The organism is Rahnella sp. WP5 (assembly GCF_000745615.1).
GTDB classification, from domain to species: domain Bacteria; phylum Pseudomonadota; class Gammaproteobacteria; order Enterobacterales; family Enterobacteriaceae; genus Rahnella; species Rahnella aceris.
Genome location: NZ_KN050721.1, coordinates 90,982 through 116,665, shown reverse-complemented (window position 1 = coordinate 116,665; position 25,684 = coordinate 90,982). Strand labels below are relative to the sequence as shown.

The window sequence follows — 25,684 nt, the reverse complement described above, 5'->3', positions numbered from 1 at the left end:
TCCTTGAGGTTAATCAGCCAGTGCAGCGCGCAGGAATCCGTTATGTTGCATCAGTCGTGCTTTCGCCTGTGATGCATCAATACCAGCCAGTAGCATGAGAATAGCCGGTTTAACCTCAAAATCAGTCTGAGACAGCGCCAGCTCAGCATCATGGCGTGCCGCGCCCGTGGCCTCGACAACGATCCGGCAGGCACGATCGACCAGTTTGACGTTGGTCGCTTTCACGTCGACCATCAGGTTCTGATAAACCTTGCCACTTTTGACCATCGCCCCGGTTGAAATCATATTCAGCACCAGCTTCTGCGCCGTGCCGGATTTCAAACGCGTTGAACCGGTCAGCGCTTCCGGCCCTACAACCGGAGAAATCGCGATGCTGGCTTCGCGCGCAATCGGAGAATCCGGGTTACAGGAAATCGCTACTGTGGCGCAGCCCATTTCTGTGGCATAGCGCAAAGCGCCAATGACATAAGGCGTACGTCCGCTCGCAGCTAATCCGACAACGGTGTCCTGAGCCTTCAGGTTCAGATTCTTTAAATCTTCAACACCCAGCGCTTCGCTGTCTTCCGCCCCTTCCACCGCTTTAAGCAGCGCGCCCGGCCCACCGGCAATTAACCCGACAACCATACCGTGCGGAACGCCAAACGTCGGCGGGCATTCAGACGCATCAAGAACGCCGAGGCGGCCACTGGTACCGGCACCGAGATAAATCAGACGCCCGCCAGCCTGAAATGACGCAGCGGCTTTATCGATAGCCAAGGCAATCTGCGGCAGAACCTTATTGATGGCTTCCGGCACTTTGCGGTCTTCCTGATTAAAACAGGCCACCAGTTCCAGCGTAGACATCTCATCTAAATTCATCGTATCCGGATTTCGGCTTTCTGAAACCAGTGCCCCTAAATTAAGATCTGTGTTCATGCTTCTCTCCTGAATTTTTAATTCAAATTTATTACGCAATATTTGAATATATTATTCATCAATGCGAGGAATACTTGCTATTTTAGATAACATAATCCGTAAAATGTGATGCAAGTATTCAGAGACGCCGGGATAAATCCTCCATGAGTTGTATGATCCGTATCCGCCAGCTTTATCCGACGCTGGCGCAAAATGACCGAAAACTGGCTGATTTTCTACTGGCTCAGCCGGAGAAAGCGCGTCATATGAGTTCGCAGAAACTGGCTGAAATAGCGGGTGTCAGCCAGTCTGGCGTGGTGAAATTTGCCCAAAAACTTGGCTATAAAGGCTTCCCCGCGCTGAAACTCGCAATGAGTGAATCCCTGGCATCACCGGAAAACAGTGAGCCGGTGACGGTGCATAATCAGATTTTAAGCACCGACAGCCTGCATGTTGTGGGGGAGAAATTACTGGCAGAGAAACAGTCGGCGCTTCGCGCAACACTGGATATTAACAGCGAACCGCGTCTGCAAATTGCGTTGTCGATGCTCACCGGTGCCCGAAAAATTGTGCTGAGCGGTATTGGCGCATCCGGATTAGTGGCGAAGGATCTGGCGTATAAGTTGCTGAAAATCGGGGTCACGGCCATTGCCGAATCCGATACTCATGTCCTGGTTGCTACCGTGCAGGCGCTGTCGAAAGAAGATTTATTGCTGGCGATTTCCTTCAGCGGTGAACGGAACGAAATCAATCTCGCGGCAAAAGTCGCCCGTGAGAGTGGTGCAAAGGTCCTGGCCATTACTGGGTTTTCACCTAATACCCTGCAACAACAGGCAGACCATTGTTTGTATACAGTGGCAGAATTACCTGCGACCCGCGGCGCGGCGCTCTCGGCCACCACGGCGCAATATTCCCTGACTGATTTGCTGTTTGTCGCGCTGGTTCAACAGGATACAGCGCACGCGCCGGAGCGGATCCGCCACAGCGAAGAACTGGTGAAAAAGCTGATTTGATCAGGATCATTGGGGGCGTGGAAAGGCATGAATGCAGAACCTACACCAGCGCAATTCTGCTATACTGCGCGCCCTGATTATTGACCTGTTTATTGAACATAAGAGAAAACGTCATGGCCCTGCTGATCACACACAAATGCATTAATTGCGATATGTGCGAACCGGAGTGCCCGAATCAGGCGATCTCGATGGGCAATGAGATTTACGAAATTGACAGCGATCGGTGTACGGAATGCGTCGGACATTATGATAAACCAACCTGTCAGAGCGTCTGCCCGATCGACAATACCATCATCATCAATCCGCAACACACCGAAACCAACGAACAGCTTTGGGATAAATTTGTGGCATTGCATCACACGCTGTAATCACGCCGTGATGCAATGCCAAAAATAAGTAGTATTAGTTTTCTATGATTACAGTGGCACAGGCATAACGCCTTTCATCCGCCAGGGTAACATGAACCGATTTCACACCCATCTCGGCCGCCATTTCCGCCGCGCGGGCATGGAAAACCAGACCTGGTTTCCCCAGCACATCATTGACGACTTCAAATTGCTCAAACGCCAGACCGTTGCGGATTCCGGTTCCCAGCGCTTTAGCCGCGGCTTCCTTGACAGCAAACCGCTTCGCCAGAAATCGGACCGGTTGCTGATGTTGCTCATAAACCGCCCATTCATTCGCGCACAAAATACGCTTCGCCAGACGGTCGCCACTGCGTTCAATCACCGCTTCGATACGGGAAATTTCAACGATATCCGTACCTAAACCTAAAATACTCATTACCGGCGCGCTTCCCGCATCAGGTTTTTCATTTCACGTACTGCACAAGATAATCCGTCGATAACAGCCTGACCGATAATCGCATGGCCGATATTCAGCTCATGCATTTCAGGCAATGCGGCGATCGGCTGCACGTTGTGGTATGTCAGACCGTGGCCGGCATTCACTTTCAGACCTTTACCGGCTGCATATGCCGCGCCCTGTTTAATGCGCTCCAGCTCGGCCTGACGTTCAAGGTCAGTTTTCGCTTCAGCATAAGCACCGGTATGAATTTCGATATAAGGCGCCCCCACAGCAACGGCAGCATCAATCTGGCGCATATCCGGGTCGATAAACAGGGAAACCAGTATGCCCGCTTCGCTGAGACGGCTGACTGCAACGGTCATTTTATCCAACTGACCAGCCACATCCAGCCCCCCTTCGGTCGTCACTTCTTCGCGTTTTTCCGGCACCAGACAGCAGAAATGCGGTAAAACTTCACAGGCAATACCGACCATTTCATCGGTGACAGCCATTTCGAGGTTCATGCGGGTTTGGATAGTCTGACGCAGGAGGCGTACGTCGCGGTCGGTGATATGACGGCGATCTTCACGCAGGTGGACGGTGATCCCATCAGCACCAGCCTGCTCAGCGATAAATGCCGCCTGAACCGGATCAGGGTAAGCCGTACCGCGTGCATTACGCAGTGTCGCAATGTGATCAATATTAACGCCCAACAGCAACTCAGCCATAACAGCTCCAGATTTAAGAATGAATTGATTTATGAATGGAACAAAAAGCTAATTTCTGCAGTTTACACCCTTGAGAGTGGCGGCGTGTAGCCCGGAGTCCGAATTAGCTGGAAGAATTGTCAGAAGGTGAGACAGGTTTTTTGACCTGAAACTGGCGGAAGAGCTCGCGGCTTTTCAGGGGTTTGCCGCCAAGATAAGGTTTCAGCGCCATACGGGTAAAACGCTTGGCAGCCCGCAGCGTTGAGACATCCGGGAATTCACGGCTGGCCAGTGCTTTCAAATCTCTGCCGGTGAAACTGGAATTATCAATCACCAGACTGGCGATAAAACCTTTTTCTTCACGGTAACGGTACGTCATGGTGTCACTGACTTCTTCACCGCTGCCTGCGCAATGCAGGAAATCCACGCCGTAACCCAGATGATGTAAAAGAGAGAGTTCGAACTGACGCAACGCATACTCAGGAGAACCGCTGGCACTGGCGAGATTTTGCAGACAATTGAGATAATCGAAGAACAACGAAGAGTAATTAGCTTCCTGCTCAAGCACCCGAGAAACGAGTTCATTGACGTACAGACCGCTGTAAAGCATCAGACCTGAAAGGGGAAGTGCCAGGGAGACAGGTTCGGCATTACGCAAGGTTTTCACTTCTCCCCGCCCGCTCCAGCGAACCAGTAAAGGCGTAAAAGGCTGCAGGCAGCCTTTTAAATTGGACCGGCGACCACGCGCACCTTTAGCCAGTATGCGAACCCGCCCTTGTCCCTCAGTGAACAGATCCAGCATTAAGCTGGTTTCACTGTAAGGTCGCCCATGCAAAACAAATGCGCGTTGCCAGCCTTCCATAGGCGCGGACCTTATAAGTCGTCTACATAACCCAGACTGCGCAACGCACGTTCGTCGTCTGCCCAGCCGGATTTGACCTTAACCCACAACTCAAGATGGACTTTCGCTTCAAACATGTTTTCCATGTCATGGCGGGCTTCAATGCCAATCGTCTTGATTTTAGAGCCTTTATTACCGATAACCATTTTCTTCTGGCCTTCACGTTCTACCAGAATCAGGCCATTGATGTCGTACCCACCCCGTTCATTGCTGACAAAGCGTTCGATTTCAACGGTCACAGAATACGGCAGCTCTTCGCCCAGGAAACGCATCAGTTTTTCACGGATGATTTCAGAAGCCATAAAGCGCTGTGAACGGTCAGTAATGTAATCTTCCGGGAAGTGATGAACCGCTTCCGGCAGACGTTTACGCACCAGAGCTGCGATAGTATCAACATTCGTGCCTTTCTCTGCAGAGATAGGCACGATATCGACGAAGTTCATCTGCTCACTAAGGAATTGCAAATGTGGCAACAGTTTAGATTTGTCGGTGACGTTATCAATCTTGTTGATCGCCAGCAGAACCGGTGATTTCAAATCACGCAGTTTGTTAACCACCATTTCGTCATCCGGAGTCCAGTGAGTGCCTTCAACAACGAAGATCACCAGTTCAACATCACCGATTGAGCTGCTTGCAGCACGGTTCATCAGACGGTTGATGGCCCGTTTTTCTTCAATATGCAGCCCCGGGGTATCCACGTAAATGGCCTGATAAGGCCCTTCGGTATGGATACCCATGATACGGTGACGCGTGGTTTGCGGTTTGCGGGAAGTAATGGAGATTTTTTGCCCCAATAATTCATTCAGCAAGGTAGATTTGCCGACGTTAGGACGGCCTACGATTGCAACAAAACCACAGTAATTCTTTTCTTCGCTCATTCAAGCTCCAGCTGTATCAGCGCTTGTTCCGCTGCCGCCTGCTCGGCTTTACGGCGACTTGAACCGGTTCCTACAACCGGCTGGCTCAAGCCACTGACCTGGCAGTGGATGGTAAACTCCTGATCGTGCGCTTCACCGCGAACCTGCACAACCAGATAAGAAGGCAACGGCAGATGGCGACCTTGCAAAAACTCCTGTAAACGGGTTTTTGGGTCTTTCTGCTTATCACCGGGACTGATTTCGTCTAAACGACTACGGTACCAATCGAGAATCAGCTTTTCGACGGTCTGGATATCACTGTCCAGAAACACGCCGCCAATGAGTGCCTCCACCGTATCCGCAAGAATCGACTCGCGGCGGAAACCACCACTTTTCAATTCGCCCGGCCCTAAGCGTAAGCATTCGCCGAGATCGAATTCACGCGCCATTTCCGCCAGCGTATTTCCACGTACTAACGTGGCACGCATGCGACTCATATCGCCCTCGTCTACGCGAGGAAAACGATGATACAGCGCGTTAGCAATGACATAACTAAGAATTGAGTCACCCAGGAACTCTAAACGCTCATTGTGTTTACTGCTTGCGCTGCGGTGAGTCAGTGCCTGCAATAAAAGCTCCTGCTGTTGAAAAGTGTAGCCCAGCTTCCGCTGAAGCCTGTTTATTACGATGGGATTCATGAGTTACCAATAGACTAAGAATGCGTCAAAAACTTCAGCATACGGAACAGGCCTGCTTCGCCCTAAGCCAATCCAAAGCTGTTTCGTTTGCAGTGGCTCCCTCTGTTCGTCTTAAATTAAAATTTAAAATCAGGGGAGCCAACTTTTATCGCCCGAAAGGATATTCTACAACGAGTGGAAATATAATGCTGCGCTAATAGGCATCATTAAATTAATGAATTCCACCAATACGGCTTAAACGAACACCGGTAGGCCATTCACCTTCCTGTTTTTTAAAGCTCATCCAAATTGCAGAAGCTCTACCCACTAAATTCTGTTCCGGCACAAAACCCCAATAACGGCTGTCAGCGCTATTATCACGGTTATCACCCATCATGAAATAATGGCCAGCCGGCACCACCCATGTCCCCAGTGGCTGACCCGGTTGCTGATAATAAGCCCCCAGTTGGTCACGTGCACCTGGCACGGTCAGAATACGATGCGTCACATTGCCCAGCGTTTCATTGCGCTGTACAAGACGAATACCGTCTTGCGGCACGTTAGCGGACGGCGGCGTTTCAAAGAAACCACTGCTCGCTTCGCCGCCCGAAGACTGACCAAAAGTCTGCACGAAATCACTGGCAACACCGGAATCATATGTCACAGCCAGCGCGGTGCTGCAATTTTTGCCCGTTTCGCAAGCAGGCTGAACGGTCACCTGCTTGCTGAACGGATCGTAAGTCACCCGGTCACCGGGCAAGCCTACCAGGCGTTTAATATAGTCCACGCTCGGGTTTTGCGGATATTTAAATACCACCACATCACCACGTTTCGGTTCACCGGTTGAGATCAGCTTGGTTTGAGTAATGGGATCTTTCAGGCCGTAGGCATATTTCTCAACCACGATGAAATCACCAATAAGCAGCGTCGGCATCATCGAGCCAGACGGGATCTGGAAAGGTTCATAAATAAATGAACGCACCACAAACACAACTAGCAAGACAGGGAATACCGAAGCACAGGTTTCCACCCAGCCCGGTTGCTTCGCCACTTTGTTCAGCGTTGAATCGTCAACAGCACCACCCGTTTCAGCCTTAATTTTAGCAACTTTAGCCCGGCGTGCGGGTGCCAGCTTGAAACGATCAAGGCACCAGATAATCCCTGACACCAGCGTTGCAACCGCCAGAATCAGGGCAAACATGTTAGCCATGCATACTCCCTACGACTCAATAAAGGATTTACTTGCTGTCTTTGCCCACGTGAAGAATGGCCAGGAACGCTTCTTGTGGTAACTCAACATTACCCACTTGTTTCATGCGTTTCTTACCATCTTTCTGTTTCTGCAAGAGTTTCTTCTTACGGCTGACGTCGCCGCCATAACATTTGGCGAGAACGTTTTTACGTAATTGCTTCACGGTTGAACGGGCAATGATGTGAGCACCAATCGCCGCCTGGATAGCAATATCGAACTGCTGACGCGGGATCAGTTCCTGCATCTTCTCAACCAGCTGGCGTCCACGGAACTGGGAATTGCCACGGTGAGTGATCAGCGCCAGTGCATCCACACGGTCGCCGTTGATTAGAACATCAACACGTACCATGTCAGAAGTCTGAAAACGTTTGAAATTGTAATCAAGCGACGCATAACCGCGTGACGTTGACTTCAGACGGTCGAAGAAATCGAGTACCACTTCCGCCATCGGGATTTCATAAGTCAGTGCGACCTGATTACCGTGGTAAACCATGTTGGTCTGGACACCACGTTTCTCAATACACAAAGTAATCACGCTACCCAGATATTCCTGTGGCATCAGCATGTGACACTCAGCGATAGGCTCACGCAGTTCCAGAATGTTATTCAGTGCAGGCAGTTTAGACGGACTGTCCACATAGACAGTTTCATTGCCGGTCGTCAGAACTTCATAAACAACAGTCGGTGCTGTGGTGATCAGATCCAGATCGTATTCACGTTCCAGACGTTCCTGAATGATTTCCATGTGCAGCAGCCCCAGGAAGCCACAACGGAAACCGAAGCCCAGCGCGGTAGAACTTTCTGGTTCGTAGAACAGGGATGCATCGTTAAGGCTAAGCTTGCCTAACGCATCACGGAAGTTTTCATAATCATCGGAGCTGACCGGGAACAGGCCGGCGTAAACCTGAGGTTTCACTTTCTTGAAACCGGGCAGCGCTTTGTCAGCAGGCTGACGAGCCAGAGTCAGGGTGTCCCCCACTGGTGCGCCGAGGATATCTTTAATCGCGCATACCAGCCAGCCGACCTCACCGCAGTTCAGAATGTCTTTATCGACACGCTTAGGCGTGAAAATACCCAAGCGATCGGCGTTATAAACCTGCCCGGTACTCATCACTTTAATTTTGTCGCCCTTTCTCATGGTGCCGTTTTTGATACGCACCAGAGAAACAACGCCGAGATAGTTATCGAACCATGAATCGATGATCAACGCCTGGAGTGGCGCCTCAGGATCACCTTCCGGCGGTGGCACATCACGCACCAGACGCTCCAGCACTTCTGGCACACCGACACCGGTTTTCGCGGAACAACGAACAGCATCCGTGGCATCGATACCCACGATGTCTTCGATTTCCTGCGCTGCACGATCAGGATCGGCGGCCGGTAAGTCGATTTTGTTCAGAACCGGCACGACCTCCAGATCCATTTCCATCGCGGTATAGCAGTTTGCCAGCGTCTGGGCTTCAACACCCTGACCAGCATCCACCACTAATAATGCGCCTTCGCAGGCAGCGAGAGAGCGGGATACTTCATAGGAAAAGTCAACGTGCCCCGGCGTGTCGATAAAGTTCAGGTGATAAACCTGACCATCTTTTGCTTTGTAGTCGAGCGTCACGCTTTGCGCTTTGATGGTGATGCCGCGTTCACGCTCAAGATCCATTGAGTCGAGGACCTGCGCTTCCATTTCACGGTCGGCTAAGCCACCGCAAATTTGAATAATACGGTCTGACAGCGTCGACTTACCGTGGTCAATGTGGGCAATAATGGAGAAATTTCGTATATGCTTCATTATAAAAGTTTTTCTACCTTGGTATTTCTGAATCATTCGCCATGAACATACAGCGACGGTTTGTAGGTTGGCTGTCTTTCGCCTAAGTCGCAGCATTCTACATGCCAGCACCATGAAAACCTAGTCTCCGCACACCCTAACTCCAGATTATGCGAGCTTTCTCAGGATGAAATCCCCACATTTTCATTTGTTTTCATTACCGGAGCGTCTGTGTGCTTCCTAGGTTTGTCTCAGTCCGTTATTCCATGTATGGGTTTCCTGCCTTTTGGTTTTAGGAAAATCCCCATATACAGAAACGCGTATTGAAACTTAATATATTGTTATAAAAGAAATTACATAATTTCTAACTCATAAAGTTCTCATTCAACTTCTTCCACAAATATCTTTTTTATTTTTAATTCAATCCGGTCACAAGGTTATCAATATGATCAATGAAGGGCGGCTGCTCAGTCAGCATGGCTTTGCCAAAGCCAACTCTTGGATCACTCTGGTCCTGTCTGTGTTGTTGTTGATCGGCGGCGCAGTGCAAATTGCATTTTTGCTGGCCTTTGGCCACACCGCTGAGGGGCTGCATACCGTAATTTTGTCCGCTCTGCTCAGTATTGCCCTGGGGGTGGTGCTCATTCTGCTGCGACGTCTGATACGACCCAATCAATTCTATCAGCTTCATGAAAATGGAATTTTAGTTATAAGCCAAACGGATAAAAAAAATCGTTTTATTCCTTTTGACCGCATCATGGATATATATCGATTCAGAACCGGAAAATACACCCGTCGTATTTTAAATACGATGATCTTCCGTGAGGGAAATAGCAAAACCTGGCATCGTATTACGCCAAACATTGCCAATTCTGAAAGATTAATTGAAGTCATTAAAAACGAACACCTGATGTATCGCGGCCCATGGGCCCTAAACAGGCTGGCTCAGGGGGGAGATATTCTTTTTACATATCTGGTGAATCCACATTGCGGGTGGAAAAGATTTATCGGCGCTAACCTTCTGGCGCTGAACGAAAAAAAGATACATCTGAGCGCGTTGGTGTTAACCACCGACGAAGGGAAAATAGTGCCTGTTGAGGATATTCAGTTTATCAGTGGCGGCAGCAACAGCCCGTTAATACGTCTGCTCGATAAACACGGCCGCATCCTTTTCTCTGTAGAGTATACATCGCTTTCTAGCGCAGATCTTTTCATCGCATTGATCGAGCATATGATCCAAAACCGTATACCGGTCAGAAACTAAAAAAATGCCACAGGGTTAGCGAACACTGTGGCATTTTTAAGCACTGTAGGATGCAGAAAGTTAAGAAGGGAGTTTGCTTTCAACCGAATAACGGAAAGCATCAGGAGGCAAACCCACCTGCAAGATGACTGGCTGGTAACCTGCTTTTCCATCGACTTTCGCAGCCAGTGCTTTAGCAATCAGGAAACCTAATCCACCACCCAACACCGCACCAATAACCGCGTATACATCTGCTTTCAGCAAGGCCTGCAACGCACCACCACCCGCAATCACACCAAAGAGCGGCGTCATATAAACCAGCAACGCCGAGCGCAACAGGCTTCCTTCCGGTATCCCCAGTTCAACTTTCTGACCAGGTGCAAGAGGCTCGTTAACGCTGACCTGAAGATTATGTTCAGTCTGCGGCCCTAACTCATTCAATACGCGAGCGCCACACCCTGAACGTGAATGGCAACTACTGCAACCCGCCTGTGTTTCACAACGCAACGTCGCAATACCGTCTTTCCACGACACCACCGTGGCCCATTCTTTCATCATGTAATCACCCTGTATTTCTATTGCGAAGGCAGTTTTTCTGATTAAAAGCTACTTTTCTGAGAAAACGATGCTATCGGCAACACGTTTGGCAGTCGAAGGAGGAAGCTCACCGACGACCGTAATTTCATTGCCATTGCGTATTTCAGTCTGCACAGTTCTGCGCCCTTGCCTGATCAACTGCTCAGAAGGGCCATTAGTTGTTGCACTGACATTGACAGAGAAACTGAACAATCCGTCAGTGTACAGCCGCGATTCTATCGATACGGGCATATTGGGCAAGTTTCGGCGGCTACTTGCCACCTCTGTCACGCCAGCTGGCAGCCATTTTATTTGCCAGTCAAACTTCACCTGCTCAGACGCAGGTAAAGACAGCACAGGCGGTAAACTGGCTTTTTCGAGATCAGAAAGCGTTCCAACAACTTGTTCTCCCTCATCAAAACTGATCACACGGAACTGCTCAAGCGTTTCACCGTCACGATCCAGTAAATCGACACGCATCGGCAATTTCGTCTGCTCATCGATCCATATGACATAACTGAATCGGGTACCATCGCGGGATACAACTCTGATCACCTGACTCAGGCGATCCGCTGTGCGTGCGCGGCCTACGGCGATAAAATCGTAGTATTTGGTCAGAAGAGAAAAATCGCTGAACACGATGGAAGGCAGGGAATCAACGATATGATCGCCATCCAACGTAAAGGGCTGTAAACCGGTCTCAAAGTAGCTGACGTCTTTTCCACGCTGGACAATTTCACGGCGCGGACCATCCATCAGAACCAGTTGAGCGAGGGAAGTTTGATGAGAGACAGCATGACGATAGCGAAAGGAATCAATCCCTTGCTTCGTAATGTTGATAAAACCCATTTCATAATTCAGCGTCTGGGAAGCTTTGCCCATCTCTTGCAGTAACGCCTCGGAAGAAGAATCTGCCGAGGCGATACTTGGAGTAAGCAGGCTGCCCGCAGCTAAACAAACGGCAAACCAAATTTGCTTCATTACTGCGTTTGCGTTCCTAAAGACTGAGTTCCTGGGACCTGAACAGCGGCTTGCTGAGGAGTAACTGGTTCGAGTTGAAGCTGCTCTGAATGCAAGCGACGCTGCAATTCGTAATCCTGCAACATCGCATTAATGCGCTTACGTTGCTCCTGAACATTCTGTTGCCCGCTGGTGGTATTGCCTTCATTTGGCACGCCGAAGCTCACCGGGGAGGCTTTACCCATCATAGGCAACGTATTGAACGCTGGGGTTTCCGGAGAAGCACCCGATGCGTCAGGCTGGTTATAATGCTGAACGCCAACAATCACAGCAAGTGATACACAAGCAGCCACGCCGACCTGAGTCAACTGACTCGCCCAAGGGCGCACCTTCTGCCAGAATGGCATTTTTTGCCAGGTATGAGGCTGAGGTTGTGATTCGGTTGCTGAACCCGGCACCAGTTTTACCGGCTCATTAGCCAGCGCTGCGGCCACACGGTCTGCGATATCCAGATGCACAACGTTCCCAATATCACCACGTAAGGTATCGCGGATCAAATGATAACTCTGCCAGTCTTGCTGAAGCCTGGTATCTGTTGATAACGAACTTAACAGTTCGGTATCAATGGCTTCACCATCCATCAGAGCGGAAAGCTTTTCTTTCTGCATGCCTAAGTATCCTTCCTGTGTCCGTCATCTCTAACGCTGGATGAGCGGTTGAACTTTGTTATCAATTGCTTCCCGGGCACGGAATATACGGGATCTCACCGTACCCACCGGACAATCCATGATGGCGGCTATTTCTTCGTAGCTCAATCCATCCAACTCCCTCAAGGTAATCGCCATACGAAGATCTTCAGGAAGTGCTTCAATAGTACGGAAAACAATCTTCCGTAACTCTTCAGACAACATCAAGTTCTCAGGGTTCGAAATTTCTTTCAGTGCACCGCCACTTTCGAAATTTTCGGCTTCATTCGCGTCGACATCACTGGATGGCGGGCGTCGCCCCTGAGCAACTAAATAGTTTTTCGCTGTGTTGACTGCAATACGATACAGCCAGGTATAAAAAGCACTGTCGCCGCGGAAAGATTCCAGCGCACGATATGCTTTGATAAAAGATTCCTGAACCACATCAGGCACATCACCTTGTGGCACATAGCGGGATACAAGGCTCGCTACCTTATGCTGGTAACGAATAACCAGTAAATTGAACGATTTTTGATCACCCTTCTGGACCCGCTCAACCAGAACCTGATCGGCTAACTGCTCGCTCATCCGAGGTAAAATCTCCCCAAAATCTTCTCCGCGCTTAAAGTCGTACTGCCAGCTTTCATCATTATATTCCTGAGCAAGTACTGCTTGGAGTTCACATGAAACATTAAGTTCCACATCGCCGTTGTTTTTTCTATTGAAGTCTCAAGCCCGTGGCTTTTGCACGGGAGTTTAGGCTAACATGAATTTCCCTCTTCTTCTGCAAACATCATACGTTATGCAACCTTCATCTGAATTTGTTAGCGATGTATTGATAATCGGAAGTGGCGCTGCAGGCCTTTCTTTGGCTTTGCGACTTGCAGACCACTGTCATGTCACTGTTCTCAGTAAAGGCCCGCTCAACGAAGGCTCAACATTTTACGCCCAGGGCGGGATTGCCGCCGTTTTCGACGAAGCAGACAGCATTGCCTCACATGTTGATGACACATTAATTGCCGGTGCGGGCTTATGCGATAAAGAAGCTGTTGAATTTATCGCGAGCAACGCACGTCATTGTGTCCAGTGGTTGATCGACCAGGGCGTACTGTTTGATACCGAAACCAACACAAGCTCAGAAGAGCGTTATCATCTGACACGTGAAGGCGGCCACAGCCACCGTAGGATCCTGCATGCTGCTGATGCTACAGGTAAAGAAGTAGAGACTACGCTGGTTGGGAAAGCAAGGGCGCACGCCAATATTTGCGTGAAAGAACGCTATAATGCCGTTGATTTAATTACCTCAAGCAAGCTTGGATTGCCGGGGACACAACGCGTCGTTGGCGCGTATGTCTGGAACCGCGATAAAGAGCACGTTGAAACGCTCCGTGCCAAGGCCGTTGTACTGGCCACAGGGGGCGCAGCCAAGGTCTATCAGTACACGACCAATCCGGATATCTCTTCCGGCGATGGCGTCGCCATGGCGTGGCGCGCAGGCTGCCGTGTTGCCAATCTTGAATTCAACCAGTTTCACCCGACGTGCCTCTATCACCCTCAGGCACGTAACTTTCTGCTGACGGAAGCACTGCGCGGCGAAGGTGCCCTGCTCAAACGCCCGGATGGCACCCGTTTTATGCCGGATTTCGATGAACGTGGAGAACTGGCACCGCGCGATGTGGTGGCACGGGCCATCGACCATGAAATGAAGCGTCTTGGCGCCGACTGCATGTATCTCGATATCAGCCATCGCCCGCCGGAATTCATTAAGCATCATTTCCCGATGATTGATGAAAAGCTGCAATCACTGGGTATTGATCTGACCAAAGAGGCCATCCCGATTGTTCCGGCTGCGCATTACACCTGCGGCGGCGTAATGGTTGATCAGCACGGGCGCACCGATCTCGATGGTTTGTATGCGATTGGCGAAGTCAGTTATACCGGCCTGCATGGCGCTAACCGTCTGGCCTCTAACTCACTGCTGGAATGCGTGGTTTATGGCTGGTCGGCAGCAGAAGATATAATTAAACGTCTGCCGCATGCAAAACTGGCGACAAATATTCCGCAATGGGATGAAAGCCGGGTGGATAATTCCGATGAGCAGGTGGTCATTCAGCATAACTGGCATGAATTGCGGCTGTTTATGTGGGATTACGTAGGGATTGTACGCACGACAAAACGTCTTGAGCGTGCGTTGCGCCGCATCATGACGCTGCAACAGGAAATTGACGAGTATTATGCCAACTTCCGTATTTCCAATAATTTGCTGGAATTGAGAAATCTGGTGCTGGTTGCCGAGTTGATCGTCCGCAGTGCCCTGGAACGCAAAGAGAGTCGAGGACTGCATTTCACGCTGGACTATCCTGATCTACAGGAAAATCCGCAGCCGACCATTTTGCAGCCGTAATATTTGCAGCAATGGTATCGGGAAAGTGCGAAGGAACGCACTTTTTGAAAGCCCAGCCATCCGCTAATAATTCAGATAAAAATCAGTAATCAGCGCACAGAATGCTTCGCTGTAAACGCCTTCCGATTTCCGCAGTGCCAGTTCCTCGTCAACCCTTTCAACTGATTGCCTTGATAAGGTCAGCACTAGCCGGTTAAGCGGTTTTCCCGGTCGGTCGCGTACGGCCATCCGCCGTGCACTGAACCAGCCTTTTCGATGAGCCAGAGTTTCAAACGCCAGCCCGATGTCGTACGGCAAAACAACACTAAACAATCCCTCTGGCGTAAGCAGCTTATTTGCGCATTCAAGCAATGCATCGTGCGTCAGAGTTTCGGTGTAACGGGCGGCATTTCGGGCTTCATCGCGACAGGCAACAGCCGATTCAAAGTAAGGCGGATTACTCACAATCAGATCGTATTCAGCCTGATGTTCGCTGGCATAAGCATTAATGTCCTGCGCATACACCGCCAGCCTTTGCGCCCAAACTGAGTTGCGGAAATTCTCCTCAGCCTGCGCCGCTGCGGAAGGTTCGAGTTCGACGGCATCAATAACAGTTTGAGCATTACTGCGTTGCGCCAGCATCATGGCAATCAGGCCGCTGCCGCAGCCAATATCAAGAACACGTCGTGCATGGCTAACCGGCGCCGTGGCACCGAGCAGGACACCATCGGTACCGACTTTCATCGCGCATCGGTCATGTGCAACGAAAAACTGCTTAAAGGTAAATCCATTACGCCGTAAAGGGTTTGCGGAACTGACTACTTTTGTCACTAATTTCACCGTAATTACGCCAGCCAACAGGCCTGTAAAAGAAAACTGTCGTAGCATAGGGCAAAGAGAAGCAGAGTAAAAGCCACGCAAACCGCTTAAATAGGTGAAGATCGCGTCTAACACGTCTATAATCGGCGCCCCAAGTAGAGGTAGACCATGACTGTAACCACTTTTTCCGAACTCGAACTCGATGAACGCCTGATTGAAGCCCTTGGCGACAAAGGCTATAGCCGTCCTACTGTCATTCAGGCAGAGGCCATTCCGCCAGCAATGGACGGACGCGATGTGTTGGGTTCGGCTCCTACCGGCACCGGCAAAACAGCGGCATTCCTGCTGCCTGCATTGCAGCATTTGCTGGATTTCCCGCGTAAGAAATCTGGTCCGCCACGAATTCTGATCCTCACGCCAACCCGTGAACTTGCTATGCAGGTTGCTGAGCAGGCGCGTGAGTTAGCCAAACATACCGAACTGGATATCGCCACCATCACCGGCGGTGTGGCTTATATGAACCACGCCGAAGTGTTCAGCGCAAACCAGGACATCGTTGTTGCGACCACCGGTCGTTTGCTGCAATACATTAAAGAAGAAAACTTTGACTGCCGCGCAATCGAAACGCTGATCCTCGACGAAGCCGACCGCATGCTGGACATGGGTTTTGCTCAGGACATCGAAACGATTTCCGCCGAAGCACGCTGGCGCAAACAGACGTTGCTGTTCTCCGCAACGCTGGAAGGGGAAGCCATCCGTGAATTCGCAGAACGCATCCTGACTGAGCCGGTGGAAATCGAAGCTGACCCGTCACGCCGCGAACGCAAAAAAATCCTGCAATGGTATTATCGTGCCGACGATCTGGCGCATAAAACCCGGATGCTCATCCATTTGCTGAAACAGGAAGATGTCACTAAATCCGTGATCTTTGTGCGTAAACGCGAGCGTGTGCATGAGCTGGTTGCGTGGTTGCGCGAAGCAGGGATTAACTCCTGTTATCTTGAAGGCGAAATGGTGCAGGTGAAACGTACCGAAGCCGTCAAACGTATGGTTGAAGACCGCGTTAACGTCCTCGTTGCGACCGACATTGCTGCCCGTGGCCTGGATATCAACGACATCAGCCATGTCTTCAACTTTGACCTGCCGCTGACCGCTGATATCTATCTGCACCGTATCGGCCGTACCGGCCGTGCTGGTCGTAAAGGGACCGCGATTTCTTTCGTGGAAGCGCATGACCATCTGCTGCTCGGTAAGATCGGCCGTTACCTTAACGAGCCGTTGAAAGCACGCGTACTGGACGAGTTCCGTCCAAAAACGAAAGCACCGAGCGAGAAAGTCACCGGTAAGCCGTCGAAGAAAGTGCTGGCGAAACGCAAAGAGAAGCAGAAAGCGGATCAGGAAAAATCGAAGGTGAAAGTTAAAGTTCGCCATCGTGACAGCAAAAACGTCGGCAAACGCCGTGTTAAACCTGACGCTGTAAAAGACGCTGCTAAATAAACATCAGCCTGATTTGATGCAAAGAAAAACCGCCCTGAAGGCGGTTTTTTTATATCCATGAAACTGCTGGAATCTTAAAAGCTCGGAAGCGATTACAGACTTTCGGTGAAAGTACGGGTAATCACGTCACGCTGCTGCTCAGCAGTCAGTGAGTTAAAGCGCACCGCATAACCAGACACACGAATGGTCAGCTGCGGGTATTTTTCAGGATGCTTAACCGCATCTTCCAGAGTTTCACGGCGCAATACGTTAACGTTCAGGTGCTGACCCCCTTCCACACGTACAGTCGGTTGAATTTCCATTGGTACTTCACGGTATTCAAACTGGCCAAGCTCGCTGACAGCAACGATCTGGTCTTCCGCAAAACCCGCTTTTGCACACACGCAGCGCGCTTCCGCTTTTTCATCATCCAGCAGCCAGAAAGAGTTTTTCAGCGCTTCGTTGTTGCTTTTAGTAATTTGGATCCCGGTGATCATATGTTGCCTCCATTGTTGGCTACGATACTGTTAATTGATTGGTGTAAGGTTGAACGACAACCTGTTTTCCTGTTGTCAGATATAACAGCAGAACACCCCGCATTCTTTGATAAATATCAATCTTTTCCTTGTGGGTATTTCTTACCCTCAGCATATTTATGTTTTATATCAATTTTTCCAAGGCACTGGATTAAATTATTTTTGTAAATTATCAACAAATTTTTGCATAGAACGTTAAGTCGCAGATAAACATCAGCAAAAGCGCGTGCGGGTTTCACTCATCGGAATGAGCAGGTAAGCTACTGCCAGTTTAAAATTATCATCAAAAGGAGAGCGTCAATGTCCACCACTCTCACCTGGCATGACGTCATTGGTCAGGAAAAAGAACAACCTTACTTCGTTGATACGCTGAAGTTTGTCGCGGCTGAACGCGCTGCGGGCAAAACAATTTATCCACCGCAGCAGGATGTGTTTAATGCATTCCGCTCTACCGAACTGGCAGACGTCAAAGTCGTGATTTTGGGGCAGGACCCTTATCATGGCCCCAATCAGGCTCATGGATTATCGTTCTCCGTTCGCCCGGGCATTCCGGCACCACCTTCATTAGTGAATATGTATAAAGAGCTGGCCGCCGATATTCCAGGCTTCGAACGACCCACTCACGGCTATTTGCAGAGTTGGGCAGATCAGGGCGTCCTGTTGCTCAATACCGTGCTGACTGTCGAAGGTGGTCAGGCGCATTCACATGCCAAACTGGGCTGGGAAACGTTTACTGATAAGGTCATCGCAGCGTTGAATGAAAATCGTGAAGGGATCGTCTTTTTACTCTGGGGCTCCCATGCGCAGAAAAAAGGCAATATTATCGATCGCAATCGTCATCATGTATTGAAAGCACCGCACCCTTCTCCGCTTTCCGCCCACCGGGGTTTCCTGGGGTGTAAGCACTTCTCGCAGGCGAATGCCTTACTGGTGCAGCAAGGTCTGGCACCGATTGACTGGGTGCCCAGATTGCCGGAATAACAAAAAAAGAGGCACCCGCAAAGGTGCCTCTTCCATTATGTCAGTCTGCTTAAAACAGAATCAGGCTTTGGCTTTAGAAACCGCAACCATTGCCGGGCGCAAAAGACGGCCGTTCAGCGTATAACCCTTCTGCATCACCATCATTACGTGATTAGGTTCCAGCTCGTCGGATTCCATCATAGTCATCGCCTGGTGCAGTTCAGGGTTGAATGGCACGTGGATATCAGCCACCACTTCCATACCGAACTTGCGAACAGCATCCAGCAGGGATTTCAGGGTCAGCTCGACGCCTTCAATCAGACCCGCCAGTTCTGAATTCGATTTATCAGCCAGATCCAGCGCACGTTCCAGATTATCGATTACCGGCAACAATTCGCCAGAGAATTTCTCCAGAGCGAATTTATGCGCTTTCTCTATATCCTGCTCGGTACGACGGCGGATATTTTCCACTTCCGCTTTCGCACGCAGCAAGCTGTCACGCTCACGCTGCTGGAGTTCTTTCAGCTGCGCTTCCAGTTCAGCAATACGTTCATCGCGCGGGTCAACGACATCTGCCGCCTGAGTTTCCGCTTCCGTATGCAGCTCTTGTTCCTGATTCAGTTCTTCAGAGACTTGCTCGTCAGGTGTCTTATGTTCTTTACTACTCATGAATCTCTCCGCGTTTTAGCATTAATCTTGCTAGTTGGCTTATTATGGGGATCAAAACCGGGGTTTCAAGGTTTGGTTTTTAATGAAACCGGTCATAATGCAGGAGTCATCACACCCTGCTGAGGATAACCACAGCGATGAATAAAAAATTTGAGTGCATTGGGATTGTCGGACACCCTCGCCATCCTTCCGCACTTGCCACCCATGAAATGCTTTACCACTGGTTAATCTCAAAAGGTTATCAGGTGATCGTCGAACGTCAGGTGGCACAAGATTTAGCCCTGGAAGGCGCACAAACGGGCAGTCTGGCTGAGATCGGCAAGCTGGCGGATTTAGCCGTGGTCGTCGGCGGTGACGGCAATATGCTGGGTGCGGCGCGCGTTCTGGCCCGCTATGACATAAAAGTCATCGGCATCAACCGGGGTAATCTTGGCTTTCTTACCGATCTGGATCCGGATAACGCTTTGCAGCAACTCGATGACGTTCTGCAGGGTGAATACATCAGCGAGCAACGCTTCCTGCTGGAAGCCATGGTGCGCTGCAAGGACCAGCAATGTCGCGTCAGTACCGCCATCAATGAAGTCGTCCTTCATCCGGGAAAAGTCGCGCACATGATTGAATTTGAAGTCTATATTGATGACAAATTCGCTTTTTCCCAGCGCTCCGATGGTCTGATTATTTCGACACCAACCGGTTCTACCGCATATTCACTTTCAGGCGGCGGTCCGATCCTGACGCCGACGTTAGAAGCTATCGCACTGGTGCCGATGTTCCCACATACCCTTTCGGCGCGCCCGCTGGTTATCAACAGTAGCAGCACGATTTGTCTGCGGTTTTCGCATATGAGCAATGACCTTGAAATCAGCTGCGACAGCCAGATCGCCCTGCCGATTCAGCCGGGCGAAGAAGTGGTTATCCGTCGCAGTGAGTTTCATCTGAATCTGATCCATCCGAAAGACTACAGTTATTTCAATACATTAAGCACAAAACTTGGATGGTCAAAAAAACTCTTCTGATCTGATAAAAATAATTCGCCAGCCCCTTTACTGTATATAAAACCAGTTTATACTGTATGTAATTACAGGTCTGTTGTTATGTACAGGAAGGTGATCATGCTGGCGCAATTAACTATCAGTAACTTTGCCATTGTCCGTGAATTAGAAATCGATTTTCATGCAGGTATGACGGCCATCACCGGTGAAACAGGTGCCGGTAAGTCCATCGCGATTGATGCGCTTGGGCTTTGTCTGGGCAATCGTGCCGATGGCAGCATGGTGCGTCTCGGTGCCAGCCGTGCAGATATCTGCGCGCGATTCACCTTAGCGGATACCCCTTCGGCGAAACACTGGCTGGCTGAAAATCAGCTTGATGAAGGGCTGGATTGCCTGTTGCGCCGGACGATCAGCAACGATGGCCGTTCGCGTGGCTTTATAAACGGCACGCCCGTTCCCCTGTCACAGCTCCGTGAACTGGGCCAGCATTTGATCCAAATTCACGGACAACACGCCCATCAGCTTCTGCTCAAACCTGAGCATCAGAAAGCTTTACTCGATGCTTATTCGGATCAGCCCTTACTGCTGTCTGAAATGCGCAAAGCTTACCAAAACTGGCATCAGAGCTGCCGCCAGCTGGCACAATATCAACAGCAGATGAGTGAGCGAGAATCACGCCGCCAGTTGTTACAATACCAGTTGAAAGAGCTGAATGAATTTGCTCCTCAGGCAGGTGAGTACGAGCAAATTGATGAAGAATACAAACGTCTGGCTAACAGCGGACAACTGCTTTCACTGAGCCAAAATGCGCTCTATTTGCTGGCTGATGGTGAAGAGCAGAATATTGTCAGTCTGCTTTATAGCGCCCGCAATCAGCTAACTGAACTCGCAGAACTCGACAGCAAAATGAATGATCTTATCGTCATGCTTGATGACGCGTCCATTCAGGTCAGCGAGGCCAGCGATGAATTACGCCATTACAGCGAACGCTTGGACATGGATCCAAACCGTCTATTCGAGCTGGAGCAGCGTTTGTCGCGCCAGATGAACCTGGCCCGTAAACATCATGTCAGCGCTGAAGATCTTCCTGAACTGCATCGTCAGTTGCTTGAGGAACAGCAGGAACTGGATGATCAGGAAACCAATCAGGCAGAGCTGAGTGAAGCAGTGCAACGCCATTACCAACAAGCCGTCGCGGTTGCTGAACAACTGCACGAAAAACGTCAGTATTTTGCTGATGAGCTAACGCATCTGATCACCCAAAGTATGCAGGCACTTTCCATGCCACACGGTAAATTTAAAATTCAGGTTCAGTTCGAACCAGAACATTTAAATATGGAAGGCGCAGACCGTCTCGAATTCCAGGTCACCACCAACCCGGGGCAACCGCTTCAGGCTCTCGCAAAAGTAGCTTCCGGTGGCGAATTGTCGCGTATTGCGCTGGCTATCCAGGTTATCACGGCACAGAAAATGGAAACTCCGGCGCTGATCTTTGATGAAGTGGATGTCGGTATCAGTGGCCCGACGGCTGCGATCGTTGGCCGCCTGTTGCGTCAGTTAGGCGAATCAACGCAAGTTATGTGCGTCACTCACTTACCTCAGGTTGCAGGTTGTGGTCATCAGCATTATTTTGTCAGCAAAGAAACTGATGGTGAAGTGACTGAAACCCAAATGAATCGCCTTGATAAAAAGGCGCGTTTGCAGGAACTGGCACGTCTGCTGGGCGGAAGTGAAGTGACCCGAAACACGCTGGCCAACGCAAAAGAGTTACTCGCAGCGTAAAAAGCTCAACTTTTTTACAGTTCAGCGGTCATACAGGTGCCCCGCAAAGGTTTCAAACTGATGAAAGGTCTATTATCATCGGCATCTTATGCCCTAAAGGAATGTAATGACTATGCGCTGTAAAACGCTAACTGCCGCCGCTGTAGCTCTTGTAATGCTTACTGCGGGCTGTTCCACTCTGGAAAAGGTGGTTTATCGGCCTGACATCAATCAGGGGAACTACTTGTCTCCTGCTGATGTTCAAAAAATTCATACCGGTATGACTAAACAACAAGTTGCTTATGTTCTCGGCACGCCGATGCTACACGACCCGTTTGGCAGTAATGTTTGGTATTACGTGTTCCGTCAGGAACCAGGCCATGAAGGTATCACTCAGCAGACTTTAACGCTGACCTTCAACGAGTCTGATACGCTGACCAACATCGACAACAAACCTAAGTTGAGCGATCAAAAGTAAATCGCCCGGTGTGATGGTCTCTGGTTACCACCAAAAATCATCTTTCAGGGTAAAAAAATAAGGCGCCTGAGGCGCCTTATTTTTTAGAACGTTCGGCGCGTATACGCCGTAACTCTTTCGGATCTGCAATCAGGGGCCGATAAATTTCAATGCGATCACCATCACTGACTGTATCCGCAAGCTTTACCGGCCGGCTGTAGATGCCTAACTTATTCTGTTTGAGATCGATATCCTGACGCAGCTCAAGTAAACCGGAAGCCTTCACTGCCTGTTCGACACTGCTCCCCTCTGCCAGTTTTACCGTTCGCAGATACTGACGTTCCGGCAACGCGTAGACCACTTCAACGCGGATCTCAGACACTGTAGACCTCTTTCGCGCGTAGAGTGAATGCCTGAACCATGCTGCCAGCCAGTTCTTTGAAGATTTTACCGAATGCTAATTCAATCAATTTATTTGTAAATTCAAAATCAAGACTGAGCTGAACTTTACAGGCATCCGGGCTAAGTTCGATGAAATCCCATCCTCCGGTCAGCTTACGGAACGGACCATCCACCAGTTGCATATCAATGCGTTTGTTGCTGATTAACGTATTTTTGGTGGTAAAAGTTTTACTGATGCCCGCTTTGGAAACATCAACCGCTGCGGTCATCGACGTATCGCTGTTTTCCAGGATACGGCTGCCGGTACAACCAGGCAGAAATTGCGGGTAGGCGTCGACATCATTCACTAAGGTGTACATCTGCTCCACACTGAACGGCACAAGCGCAGAACGACTTATCTGTGGCATATCATTTTCCAGGTGTCATAAAACGTACAGATAATACCATTTATCCACGCGGTAATAAAAACAACGAAGCACAGGCTGCCACAAACAGGAAAAACTCCCGACTCTCACTGCGTGGGGATTTCAATCGGCATCGCTTACAGTATAATAAGTATCACTATGACAAAGAAAAAAGCACATAAACCCGGTTCCGCGACTATCGCGATGAACAAACGCGCTCGCCACGAATATATCATCGAAGATGAATTTGAGGCGGGGCTTGCTTTGCAGGGATGGGAAGTCAAATCGATGCGCGCTGGTAAAGCAAACATCACTGACAGCTACGTCACATTCCGCGACGGTGAAGCCTTTTTGTTTGGCGCAACCATTCAACCTCTTAACGTGGCGTCCACTCATATTGTGTGTGATCCGACCCGTACAAGAAAATTACTGCTCAACAAGCGTGAGTTAGAAACGCTGTTCGGTAAAGTCAGTCGCGATGGTTACACCGTCGTCGCGCTTTCCATGTACTGGAAAAATGCCTGGTCAAAAGTGAAGATCGGTCTGGCTAAAGGTAAGAAAGAGCACGACAAGCGCGATGACATTAAAGATCGCGAATGGAAAGTAGACAAGGCACGTATCATGAAGCACGCAAATCGCTAAGCCTCTGGCGTAGCTTGGTGTTTTGCTGGTATACTACGAAATAGTACTTGGGGCTGATTCTGGATTCGACAGGATTTGCGAAGCCCAAGGAGCATGCCGAGGGGCGGTTGGCCTCGTAAAAAGCCGCAAAAAAATAGTCGCAAACGACGAAAACTACGCCCTAGCAGCTTAATACCCTGCTTAGAGCCCTCTCTCCCTAGCCTCCGCTCTTAGGACGGGGATCAAGAGAGGTCAAACCCAAAAGAGATCGCGTGGACACCTTGCCTGGGGTGAAAGCGTTAAACCCAATCAGGATAGTTTGTTAGTGGCGTGTCCATCCGCAGCTAACCGGCGAATGTAAAGATTGGACTAAGCATGTAGTGCCGACGGTGTAGTAATTCTGGACGGGGGTTCAAATCCCCCCAGCTCCACCAAATAATGATCCGGTTATTACCAGATAAGTCCGGAGAAGTCCTGAAAGCCCGCATCCCTTCTAGGTTTGCGGGCTTTTTTGTGTCTGTAGAAGTCCGAGATCGAGAACATTCCTGTTCAGGAGCTGAAAGCATGCACACTTATTCAGGTGTTAGAGCCAATCAAAGCGCGTGGAGCGTTAGAAGCTGTCGGAAGGTTAGTTCAGCGCATCAATGAGATAATGATTTATGCGGTGAATGTGGGATTGATTGAGGCGAATCCAGCTTCAGGTATAGGTAATGCTTTCGAACGCCCGAAGAAGCAGCACATGCCTACAATACGCCCTGCAGAAGCCTCAGCAACAGCTTGGTCAGAGACCGATATCGAGAACAAGCAGTAGTGTATTCCGGCAGAACGTATGAAGGCAAAACGTGATCATATAGTCCCTCTCTCAGAACAAACTTTAGAGCTGCTGGAAATCATGCCTCCAATTAGCGGGAATCGTCAGCACATTTTCCCTAGCCGAAAGGTCGGGCTGTGCCGCAAACGTTGAAAGAGTATGAGATTGAATTCTTGAAGAAAAAGACCAATCAGGGTCTGCAAACCAATCTGATCTTAAGTGAAGACTGCGAGACAGACTGGTTGCCAATGTGCGAAATCAAGAATGCTTAAAAAGAAACCGGCTCAGGTCGGTTTTTTTCATTGAGAAGTAGTAACTGGTCACTTGAAGTGATGAGTTATAGACAGTTCAGGGCAAACCAATCACCACATAAAATAATGAAATTAAACAAAAAAAAGTGAACACTGTGAACAGTTTTTATATAAATCTTTTTTCTGATGTTCAGATTGTTGCCTTCTTAGAGGCTCTTCCAGTCAGGCAACTTGTTGGACCGCTTGCGCCAATAGTGGAATAACGCCATGAATAAACCAAACAGCAAACCGGCAAAGAGGGCGATGAATACCGCATGCAATACGCTGAAGCCTTGATTTTTCCAGATAGTGAACCACATGAAAATGCCCCATATAGGGCTGTACCAGGCGGCAAAGAACATCGTATTAAGCCAGAAAGGGGCAAACGGAGGCGGTGGCATTTTACTCCCCATTTTCCAAAACAAGCGCAAGATAGGGGGCGCATAATTGCTCCGCCACATCTTTTTATTTTCCATCAGGTCTATTGCCTTTTTCTTCTTTTCTTCAAATACCATCATCCGACTCCTTTCATTAGATACCAATAAAGACTTGCTAATGATATGCCTTATTCAACGTAAGCCATTAGAGTGAAATAAACTAAACACTCAGCCTCCTATATCAGAATCAGAGCAGCCGACATCATCGTGAAAAGCACCTCAATAATCGGTTCAAACCGGAATTTTGCATTTTTTGGCCAACGGTTCATTGTAAGTGACCCGTCAGGGCAATCTCATCACCATTTAACCATTTGAAAAATAAAGCAAACATGTAGTGAACAGTTTGAGC

The 25,684-nt window shown here is 49.5% G+C and carries 28 protein-coding genes, 1 other RNA gene and 1 pseudogene; 12 read left to right on the top strand and 18 right to left on the bottom strand.

Annotated features, from left to right (window positions below; translation table 11 throughout):
- Positions 1–9: 9 nt before the first annotated feature.
- Positions 10–915 (bottom strand): N-acetylmuramic acid 6-phosphate etherase, encoded by a 906-nt coding sequence (murQ, locus tag EX31_RS21870; RefSeq protein WP_037036759.1) that lies wholly within the window; start codon positions 913–915, stop codon positions 10–12.
- Between the two features lie 143 nt (positions 916–1,058).
- On the opposite strand from murQ, the gene EX31_RS21865 reads away from it, so the two are divergent.
- Positions 1,059–1,907, top strand: coding sequence for a MurR/RpiR family transcriptional regulator (locus tag EX31_RS21865; protein ID WP_037036757.1), 849 nt, complete (start codon positions 1,059–1,061; stop codon positions 1,905–1,907).
- Positions 1,908–2,020: 113 nt separating this feature from the next.
- Positions 2,021–2,275: a YfhL family 4Fe-4S dicluster ferredoxin gene (locus EX31_RS21860; RefSeq protein WP_013576714.1), complete on the top strand. Its 255-nt coding sequence runs from the start codon at positions 2,021–2,023 to the stop codon at positions 2,273–2,275.
- 34 nt (positions 2,276–2,309) lie between these two features.
- Here EX31_RS21860 and acpS read toward each other — a convergent pair whose 3' ends face one another.
- The 7 genes from acpS to lepA form a co-directional block, all read right to left on the bottom strand.
- Positions 2,310–2,690, bottom strand: a complete 381-nt coding sequence (acpS, locus tag EX31_RS21855) for a holo-ACP synthase (protein ID WP_013576715.1) — start codon at positions 2,688–2,690, stop codon at positions 2,310–2,312.
- Positions 2,690–3,421, bottom strand: a complete 732-nt coding sequence (gene pdxJ, locus EX31_RS21850) for a pyridoxine 5'-phosphate synthase (protein WP_013576716.1) — start codon at positions 3,419–3,421, stop codon at positions 2,690–2,692. Before pdxJ ends, acpS begins: the two co-directional genes overlap by 1 nt.
- 103 nt (positions 3,422–3,524) lie before the next feature.
- The gene (gene recO, locus EX31_RS21845) at positions 3,525–4,262 is read right to left on the bottom strand and encodes a DNA repair protein RecO (RefSeq protein ID WP_013576717.1); all 738 of its coding nucleotides are present in this window, start codon (positions 4,260–4,262) and stop codon (positions 3,525–3,527) included.
- Positions 4,263–4,273: 11 nt separating this feature from the next.
- On the bottom strand, positions 4,274–5,179 hold the full coding sequence (era, locus tag EX31_RS21840) for a GTPase Era (RefSeq protein WP_013576718.1): 906 nt from the start codon (positions 5,177–5,179) through the stop codon (positions 4,274–4,276).
- Entirely contained in the window at positions 5,176–5,856 is a 681-nt protein-coding gene (gene rnc, locus EX31_RS21835) for a ribonuclease III (protein ID WP_015698392.1), read from the bottom strand. The genes era and rnc overlap by 4 nt, the downstream gene beginning before the upstream one ends.
- A gap of 211 nt (positions 5,857–6,067) precedes the next feature.
- A complete protein-coding gene (lepB, locus tag EX31_RS21830) occupies positions 6,068–7,045 on the bottom strand; it encodes a signal peptidase I (protein ID WP_013576720.1) in 978 nt (325 codons plus the stop codon).
- A 28-nt stretch (positions 7,046–7,073) separates the two neighbouring features.
- Positions 7,074–8,873: a translation elongation factor 4 gene (gene lepA, locus EX31_RS21825; RefSeq protein ID WP_037036754.1), complete on the bottom strand. Its 1,800-nt coding sequence runs from the start codon at positions 8,871–8,873 to the stop codon at positions 7,074–7,076.
- 424 nt (positions 8,874–9,297) lie between these two features.
- Between lepA and EX31_RS21820 the strand changes: the two genes are divergently transcribed.
- Positions 9,298–10,116, top strand: a complete 819-nt coding sequence (locus EX31_RS21820; RefSeq protein ID WP_013576722.1) for a hypothetical protein — start codon at positions 9,298–9,300, stop codon at positions 10,114–10,116.
- 60 nt (positions 10,117–10,176) lie between these two features.
- Here EX31_RS21820 and rseC read toward each other — a convergent pair whose 3' ends face one another.
- From rseC to rpoE, 4 genes are read right to left on the bottom strand one after another with little or no spacing between them, the layout of a single operon-like run.
- The gene (rseC, locus tag EX31_RS21815) at positions 10,177–10,653 is read right to left on the bottom strand and encodes a SoxR-reducing system protein RseC (RefSeq protein ID WP_037036752.1); all 477 of its coding nucleotides are present in this window, start codon (positions 10,651–10,653) and stop codon (positions 10,177–10,179) included.
- 48 nt (positions 10,654–10,701) lie between these two features.
- A complete protein-coding gene (gene rseB, locus EX31_RS21810) occupies positions 10,702–11,652 on the bottom strand; it encodes a sigma-E factor regulatory protein RseB (protein WP_013576724.1) in 951 nt (316 codons plus the stop codon).
- On the bottom strand, positions 11,652–12,299 hold the full coding sequence (rseA, locus tag EX31_RS21805; RefSeq protein WP_013576725.1) for an anti-sigma-E factor RseA: 648 nt from the start codon (positions 12,297–12,299) through the stop codon (positions 11,652–11,654). The genes rseB and rseA overlap by 1 nt, the downstream gene beginning before the upstream one ends.
- A gap of 30 nt (positions 12,300–12,329) precedes the next feature.
- Positions 12,330–12,905: an RNA polymerase sigma factor RpoE gene (gene rpoE, locus EX31_RS21800; RefSeq protein ID WP_013576726.1), complete on the bottom strand. Its 576-nt coding sequence runs from the start codon at positions 12,903–12,905 to the stop codon at positions 12,330–12,332.
- A gap of 214 nt (positions 12,906–13,119) precedes the next feature.
- Between rpoE and nadB the strand changes: the two genes are divergently transcribed.
- Positions 13,120–14,721 carry an L-aspartate oxidase gene (gene nadB / locus EX31_RS21795; protein WP_015690322.1) on the top strand — a complete coding sequence of 534 codons (1,602 nt, stop codon included), beginning with the start codon at positions 13,120–13,122 and terminating at the stop codon, positions 14,719–14,721.
- A gap of 63 nt (positions 14,722–14,784) precedes the next feature.
- Here nadB and EX31_RS21790 read toward each other — a convergent pair whose 3' ends face one another.
- Positions 14,785–15,444 (bottom strand): tRNA1(Val) (adenine(37)-N6)-methyltransferase, encoded by a 660-nt coding sequence (locus EX31_RS21790; RefSeq protein WP_231576112.1) that lies wholly within the window; start codon positions 15,442–15,444, stop codon positions 14,785–14,787.
- Positions 15,445–15,687: 243 nt separating this feature from the next.
- Here EX31_RS21790 and srmB point away from each other — a divergent pair, with 243 nt between their 5' ends.
- Positions 15,688–17,016: an ATP-dependent RNA helicase SrmB gene (gene srmB / locus EX31_RS21785; RefSeq protein WP_037036750.1), complete on the top strand. Its 1,329-nt coding sequence runs from the start codon at positions 15,688–15,690 to the stop codon at positions 17,014–17,016.
- A 92-nt stretch (positions 17,017–17,108) separates the two neighbouring features.
- Here srmB and grcA read toward each other — a convergent pair whose 3' ends face one another.
- Entirely contained in the window at positions 17,109–17,492 is a 384-nt protein-coding gene (grcA, locus tag EX31_RS21780; protein ID WP_013576730.1) for an autonomous glycyl radical cofactor GrcA, read from the bottom strand.
- Between the two features lie 339 nt (positions 17,493–17,831).
- On the opposite strand from grcA, the gene ung reads away from it, so the two are divergent.
- Complete coding sequence (gene ung / locus EX31_RS21775; RefSeq protein ID WP_037036748.1) at positions 17,832–18,512, top strand: uracil-DNA glycosylase; 681 nt, start codon at positions 17,832–17,834, stop codon at positions 18,510–18,512.
- Between the two features lie 60 nt (positions 18,513–18,572).
- Here the strand turns inward: ung and grpE are convergent, their stop codons facing one another.
- Positions 18,573–19,160, bottom strand: a complete 588-nt coding sequence (gene grpE, locus EX31_RS21770; RefSeq protein ID WP_013576732.1) for a nucleotide exchange factor GrpE — start codon at positions 19,158–19,160, stop codon at positions 18,573–18,575.
- Positions 19,161–19,297: 137 nt separating this feature from the next.
- Here grpE and nadK point away from each other — a divergent pair, with 137 nt between their 5' ends.
- From nadK to bamE, 3 genes are all read left to right on the top strand, one after another.
- Positions 19,298–20,176, top strand: a complete 879-nt coding sequence (gene nadK, locus EX31_RS21765; RefSeq protein ID WP_013576733.1) for an NAD(+) kinase — start codon at positions 19,298–19,300, stop codon at positions 20,174–20,176.
- A 96-nt stretch (positions 20,177–20,272) separates the two neighbouring features.
- Entirely contained in the window at positions 20,273–21,934 is a 1,662-nt protein-coding gene (gene recN, locus EX31_RS21760; RefSeq protein WP_013576734.1) for a DNA repair protein RecN, read from the top strand.
- 112 nt (positions 21,935–22,046) lie between these two features.
- Positions 22,047–22,391 (top strand): outer membrane protein assembly factor BamE, encoded by a 345-nt coding sequence (gene bamE / locus EX31_RS21755; RefSeq protein WP_015690323.1) that lies wholly within the window; start codon positions 22,047–22,049, stop codon positions 22,389–22,391.
- A 76-nt stretch (positions 22,392–22,467) separates the two neighbouring features.
- On the opposite strand, the gene EX31_RS21750 is transcribed toward bamE, so the two are convergent.
- Both EX31_RS21750 and EX31_RS21745 read right to left on the bottom strand, forming a co-directional pair.
- Positions 22,468–22,752, bottom strand: coding sequence for an RnfH family protein (locus EX31_RS21750; protein WP_037036745.1), 285 nt, complete (start codon positions 22,750–22,752; stop codon positions 22,468–22,470).
- Positions 22,745–23,179, bottom strand: a complete 435-nt coding sequence (locus EX31_RS21745) for a type II toxin-antitoxin system RatA family toxin (protein WP_013576738.1) — start codon at positions 23,177–23,179, stop codon at positions 22,745–22,747. The genes EX31_RS21750 and EX31_RS21745 overlap by 8 nt, the downstream gene beginning before the upstream one ends.
- A gap of 156 nt (positions 23,180–23,335) precedes the next feature.
- On the opposite strand from EX31_RS21745, the gene smpB reads away from it, so the two are divergent.
- From smpB to EX31_RS26480, 3 genes and pseudogenes are all read left to right on the top strand, one after another.
- Positions 23,336–23,818, top strand: coding sequence for an SsrA-binding protein SmpB (gene smpB, locus EX31_RS21740; protein WP_013576739.1), 483 nt, complete (start codon positions 23,336–23,338; stop codon positions 23,816–23,818).
- Positions 23,819–23,867: 49 nt separating this feature from the next.
- Positions 23,868–24,231: a transfer-messenger RNA gene (gene ssrA / locus EX31_RS25620) on the top strand.
- A gap of 98 nt (positions 24,232–24,329) precedes the next feature.
- Positions 24,330–24,734 (top strand): annotated as a pseudogene (locus tag EX31_RS26480) (integrase); the annotation flags it as partial.
- Between the two features lie 331 nt (positions 24,735–25,065).
- Here EX31_RS26480 and EX31_RS21730 read toward each other — a convergent pair.
- On the bottom strand, positions 25,066–25,413 hold the full coding sequence (locus EX31_RS21730) for a DUF6404 family protein (RefSeq protein WP_013576740.1): 348 nt from the start codon (positions 25,411–25,413) through the stop codon (positions 25,066–25,068).
- Positions 25,414–25,684: the final 271 nt, after the last annotated feature.

Excerpts from the sequence above, each read along its gene's own strand:
- era (WP_013576718.1), bottom strand. The coding sequence starts at position 5,179 with ATGAGCGAAGAAAAGAATTACTGTGGTTTTGTTGCAATCGTAGGCCGT.
- recO (WP_013576717.1), bottom strand. The coding sequence starts at position 4,262 with ATGGAAGGCTGGCAACGCGCATTTGTTTTGCATGGGCGACCTTACAGT.
- EX31_RS21865 (WP_037036757.1), top strand. The coding sequence starts at position 1,059 with ATGAGTTGTATGATCCGTATCCGCCAGCTTTATCCGACGCTGGCGCAA.
- EX31_RS21860 (WP_013576714.1), top strand. The coding sequence starts at position 2,021 with ATGGCCCTGCTGATCACACACAAATGCATTAATTGCGATATGTGCGAA.
- bamE (WP_015690323.1), top strand. The coding sequence starts at position 22,047 with ATGCGCTGTAAAACGCTAACTGCCGCCGCTGTAGCTCTTGTAATGCTT.
- acpS (WP_013576715.1), bottom strand. The coding sequence starts at position 2,690 with ATGAGTATTTTAGGTTTAGGTACGGATATCGTTGAAATTTCCCGTATC.
- lepA (WP_037036754.1), bottom strand. The coding sequence starts at position 8,873 with ATGAAGCATATACGAAATTTCTCCATTATTGCCCACATTGACCACGGT.
- smpB (WP_013576739.1), top strand. The coding sequence starts at position 23,336 with ATGACAAAGAAAAAAGCACATAAACCCGGTTCCGCGACTATCGCGATG.
- grpE (WP_013576732.1), bottom strand. The coding sequence starts at position 19,160 with ATGAGTAGTAAAGAACATAAGACACCTGACGAGCAAGTCTCTGAAGAA.
- EX31_RS21820 (WP_013576722.1), top strand. The coding sequence starts at position 9,298 with ATGATCAATGAAGGGCGGCTGCTCAGTCAGCATGGCTTTGCCAAAGCC.
- nadB (WP_015690322.1), top strand. The coding sequence starts at position 13,120 with ATGCAACCTTCATCTGAATTTGTTAGCGATGTATTGATAATCGGAAGT.
- pdxJ (WP_013576716.1), bottom strand. The coding sequence starts at position 3,421 with ATGGCTGAGTTGCTGTTGGGCGTTAATATTGATCACATTGCGACACTG.
- grcA (WP_013576730.1), bottom strand. The coding sequence starts at position 17,492 with ATGATCACCGGGATCCAAATTACTAAAAGCAACAACGAAGCGCTGAAA.
- rseB (WP_013576724.1), bottom strand. The coding sequence starts at position 11,652 with ATGAAGCAAATTTGGTTTGCCGTTTGTTTAGCTGCGGGCAGCCTGCTT.
- EX31_RS21790 (WP_231576112.1), bottom strand. The coding sequence starts at position 15,444 with ATGAAAGTCGGTACCGATGGTGTCCTGCTCGGTGCCACGGCGCCGGTT.
- rpoE (WP_013576726.1), bottom strand. The coding sequence starts at position 12,905 with ATGAGCGAGCAGTTAGCCGATCAGGTTCTGGTTGAGCGGGTCCAGAAG.
- EX31_RS21745 (WP_013576738.1), bottom strand. The coding sequence starts at position 23,179 with ATGCCACAGATAAGTCGTTCTGCGCTTGTGCCGTTCAGTGTGGAGCAG.
- lepB (WP_013576720.1), bottom strand. The coding sequence starts at position 7,045 with ATGGCTAACATGTTTGCCCTGATTCTGGCGGTTGCAACGCTGGTGTCA.
- srmB (WP_037036750.1), top strand. The coding sequence starts at position 15,688 with ATGACTGTAACCACTTTTTCCGAACTCGAACTCGATGAACGCCTGATT.
- rseC (WP_037036752.1), bottom strand. The coding sequence starts at position 10,653 with ATGATGAAAGAATGGGCCACGGTGGTGTCGTGGAAAGACGGTATTGCG.
- rseA (WP_013576725.1), bottom strand. The coding sequence starts at position 12,299 with ATGCAGAAAGAAAAGCTTTCCGCTCTGATGGATGGTGAAGCCATTGAT.
- rnc (WP_015698392.1), bottom strand. The coding sequence starts at position 5,856 with ATGAATCCCATCGTAATAAACAGGCTTCAGCGGAAGCTGGGCTACACT.
- EX31_RS21730 (WP_013576740.1), bottom strand. The coding sequence starts at position 25,413 with ATGGTATTTGAAGAAAAGAAGAAAAAGGCAATAGACCTGATGGAAAAT.
- murQ (WP_037036759.1), bottom strand. The coding sequence starts at position 915 with ATGAACACAGATCTTAATTTAGGGGCACTGGTTTCAGAAAGCCGAAAT.
- ung (WP_037036748.1), top strand. The coding sequence starts at position 17,832 with ATGTCCACCACTCTCACCTGGCATGACGTCATTGGTCAGGAAAAAGAA.
- nadK (WP_013576733.1), top strand. The coding sequence starts at position 19,298 with ATGAATAAAAAATTTGAGTGCATTGGGATTGTCGGACACCCTCGCCAT.
- recN (WP_013576734.1), top strand. The coding sequence starts at position 20,273 with ATGCTGGCGCAATTAACTATCAGTAACTTTGCCATTGTCCGTGAATTA.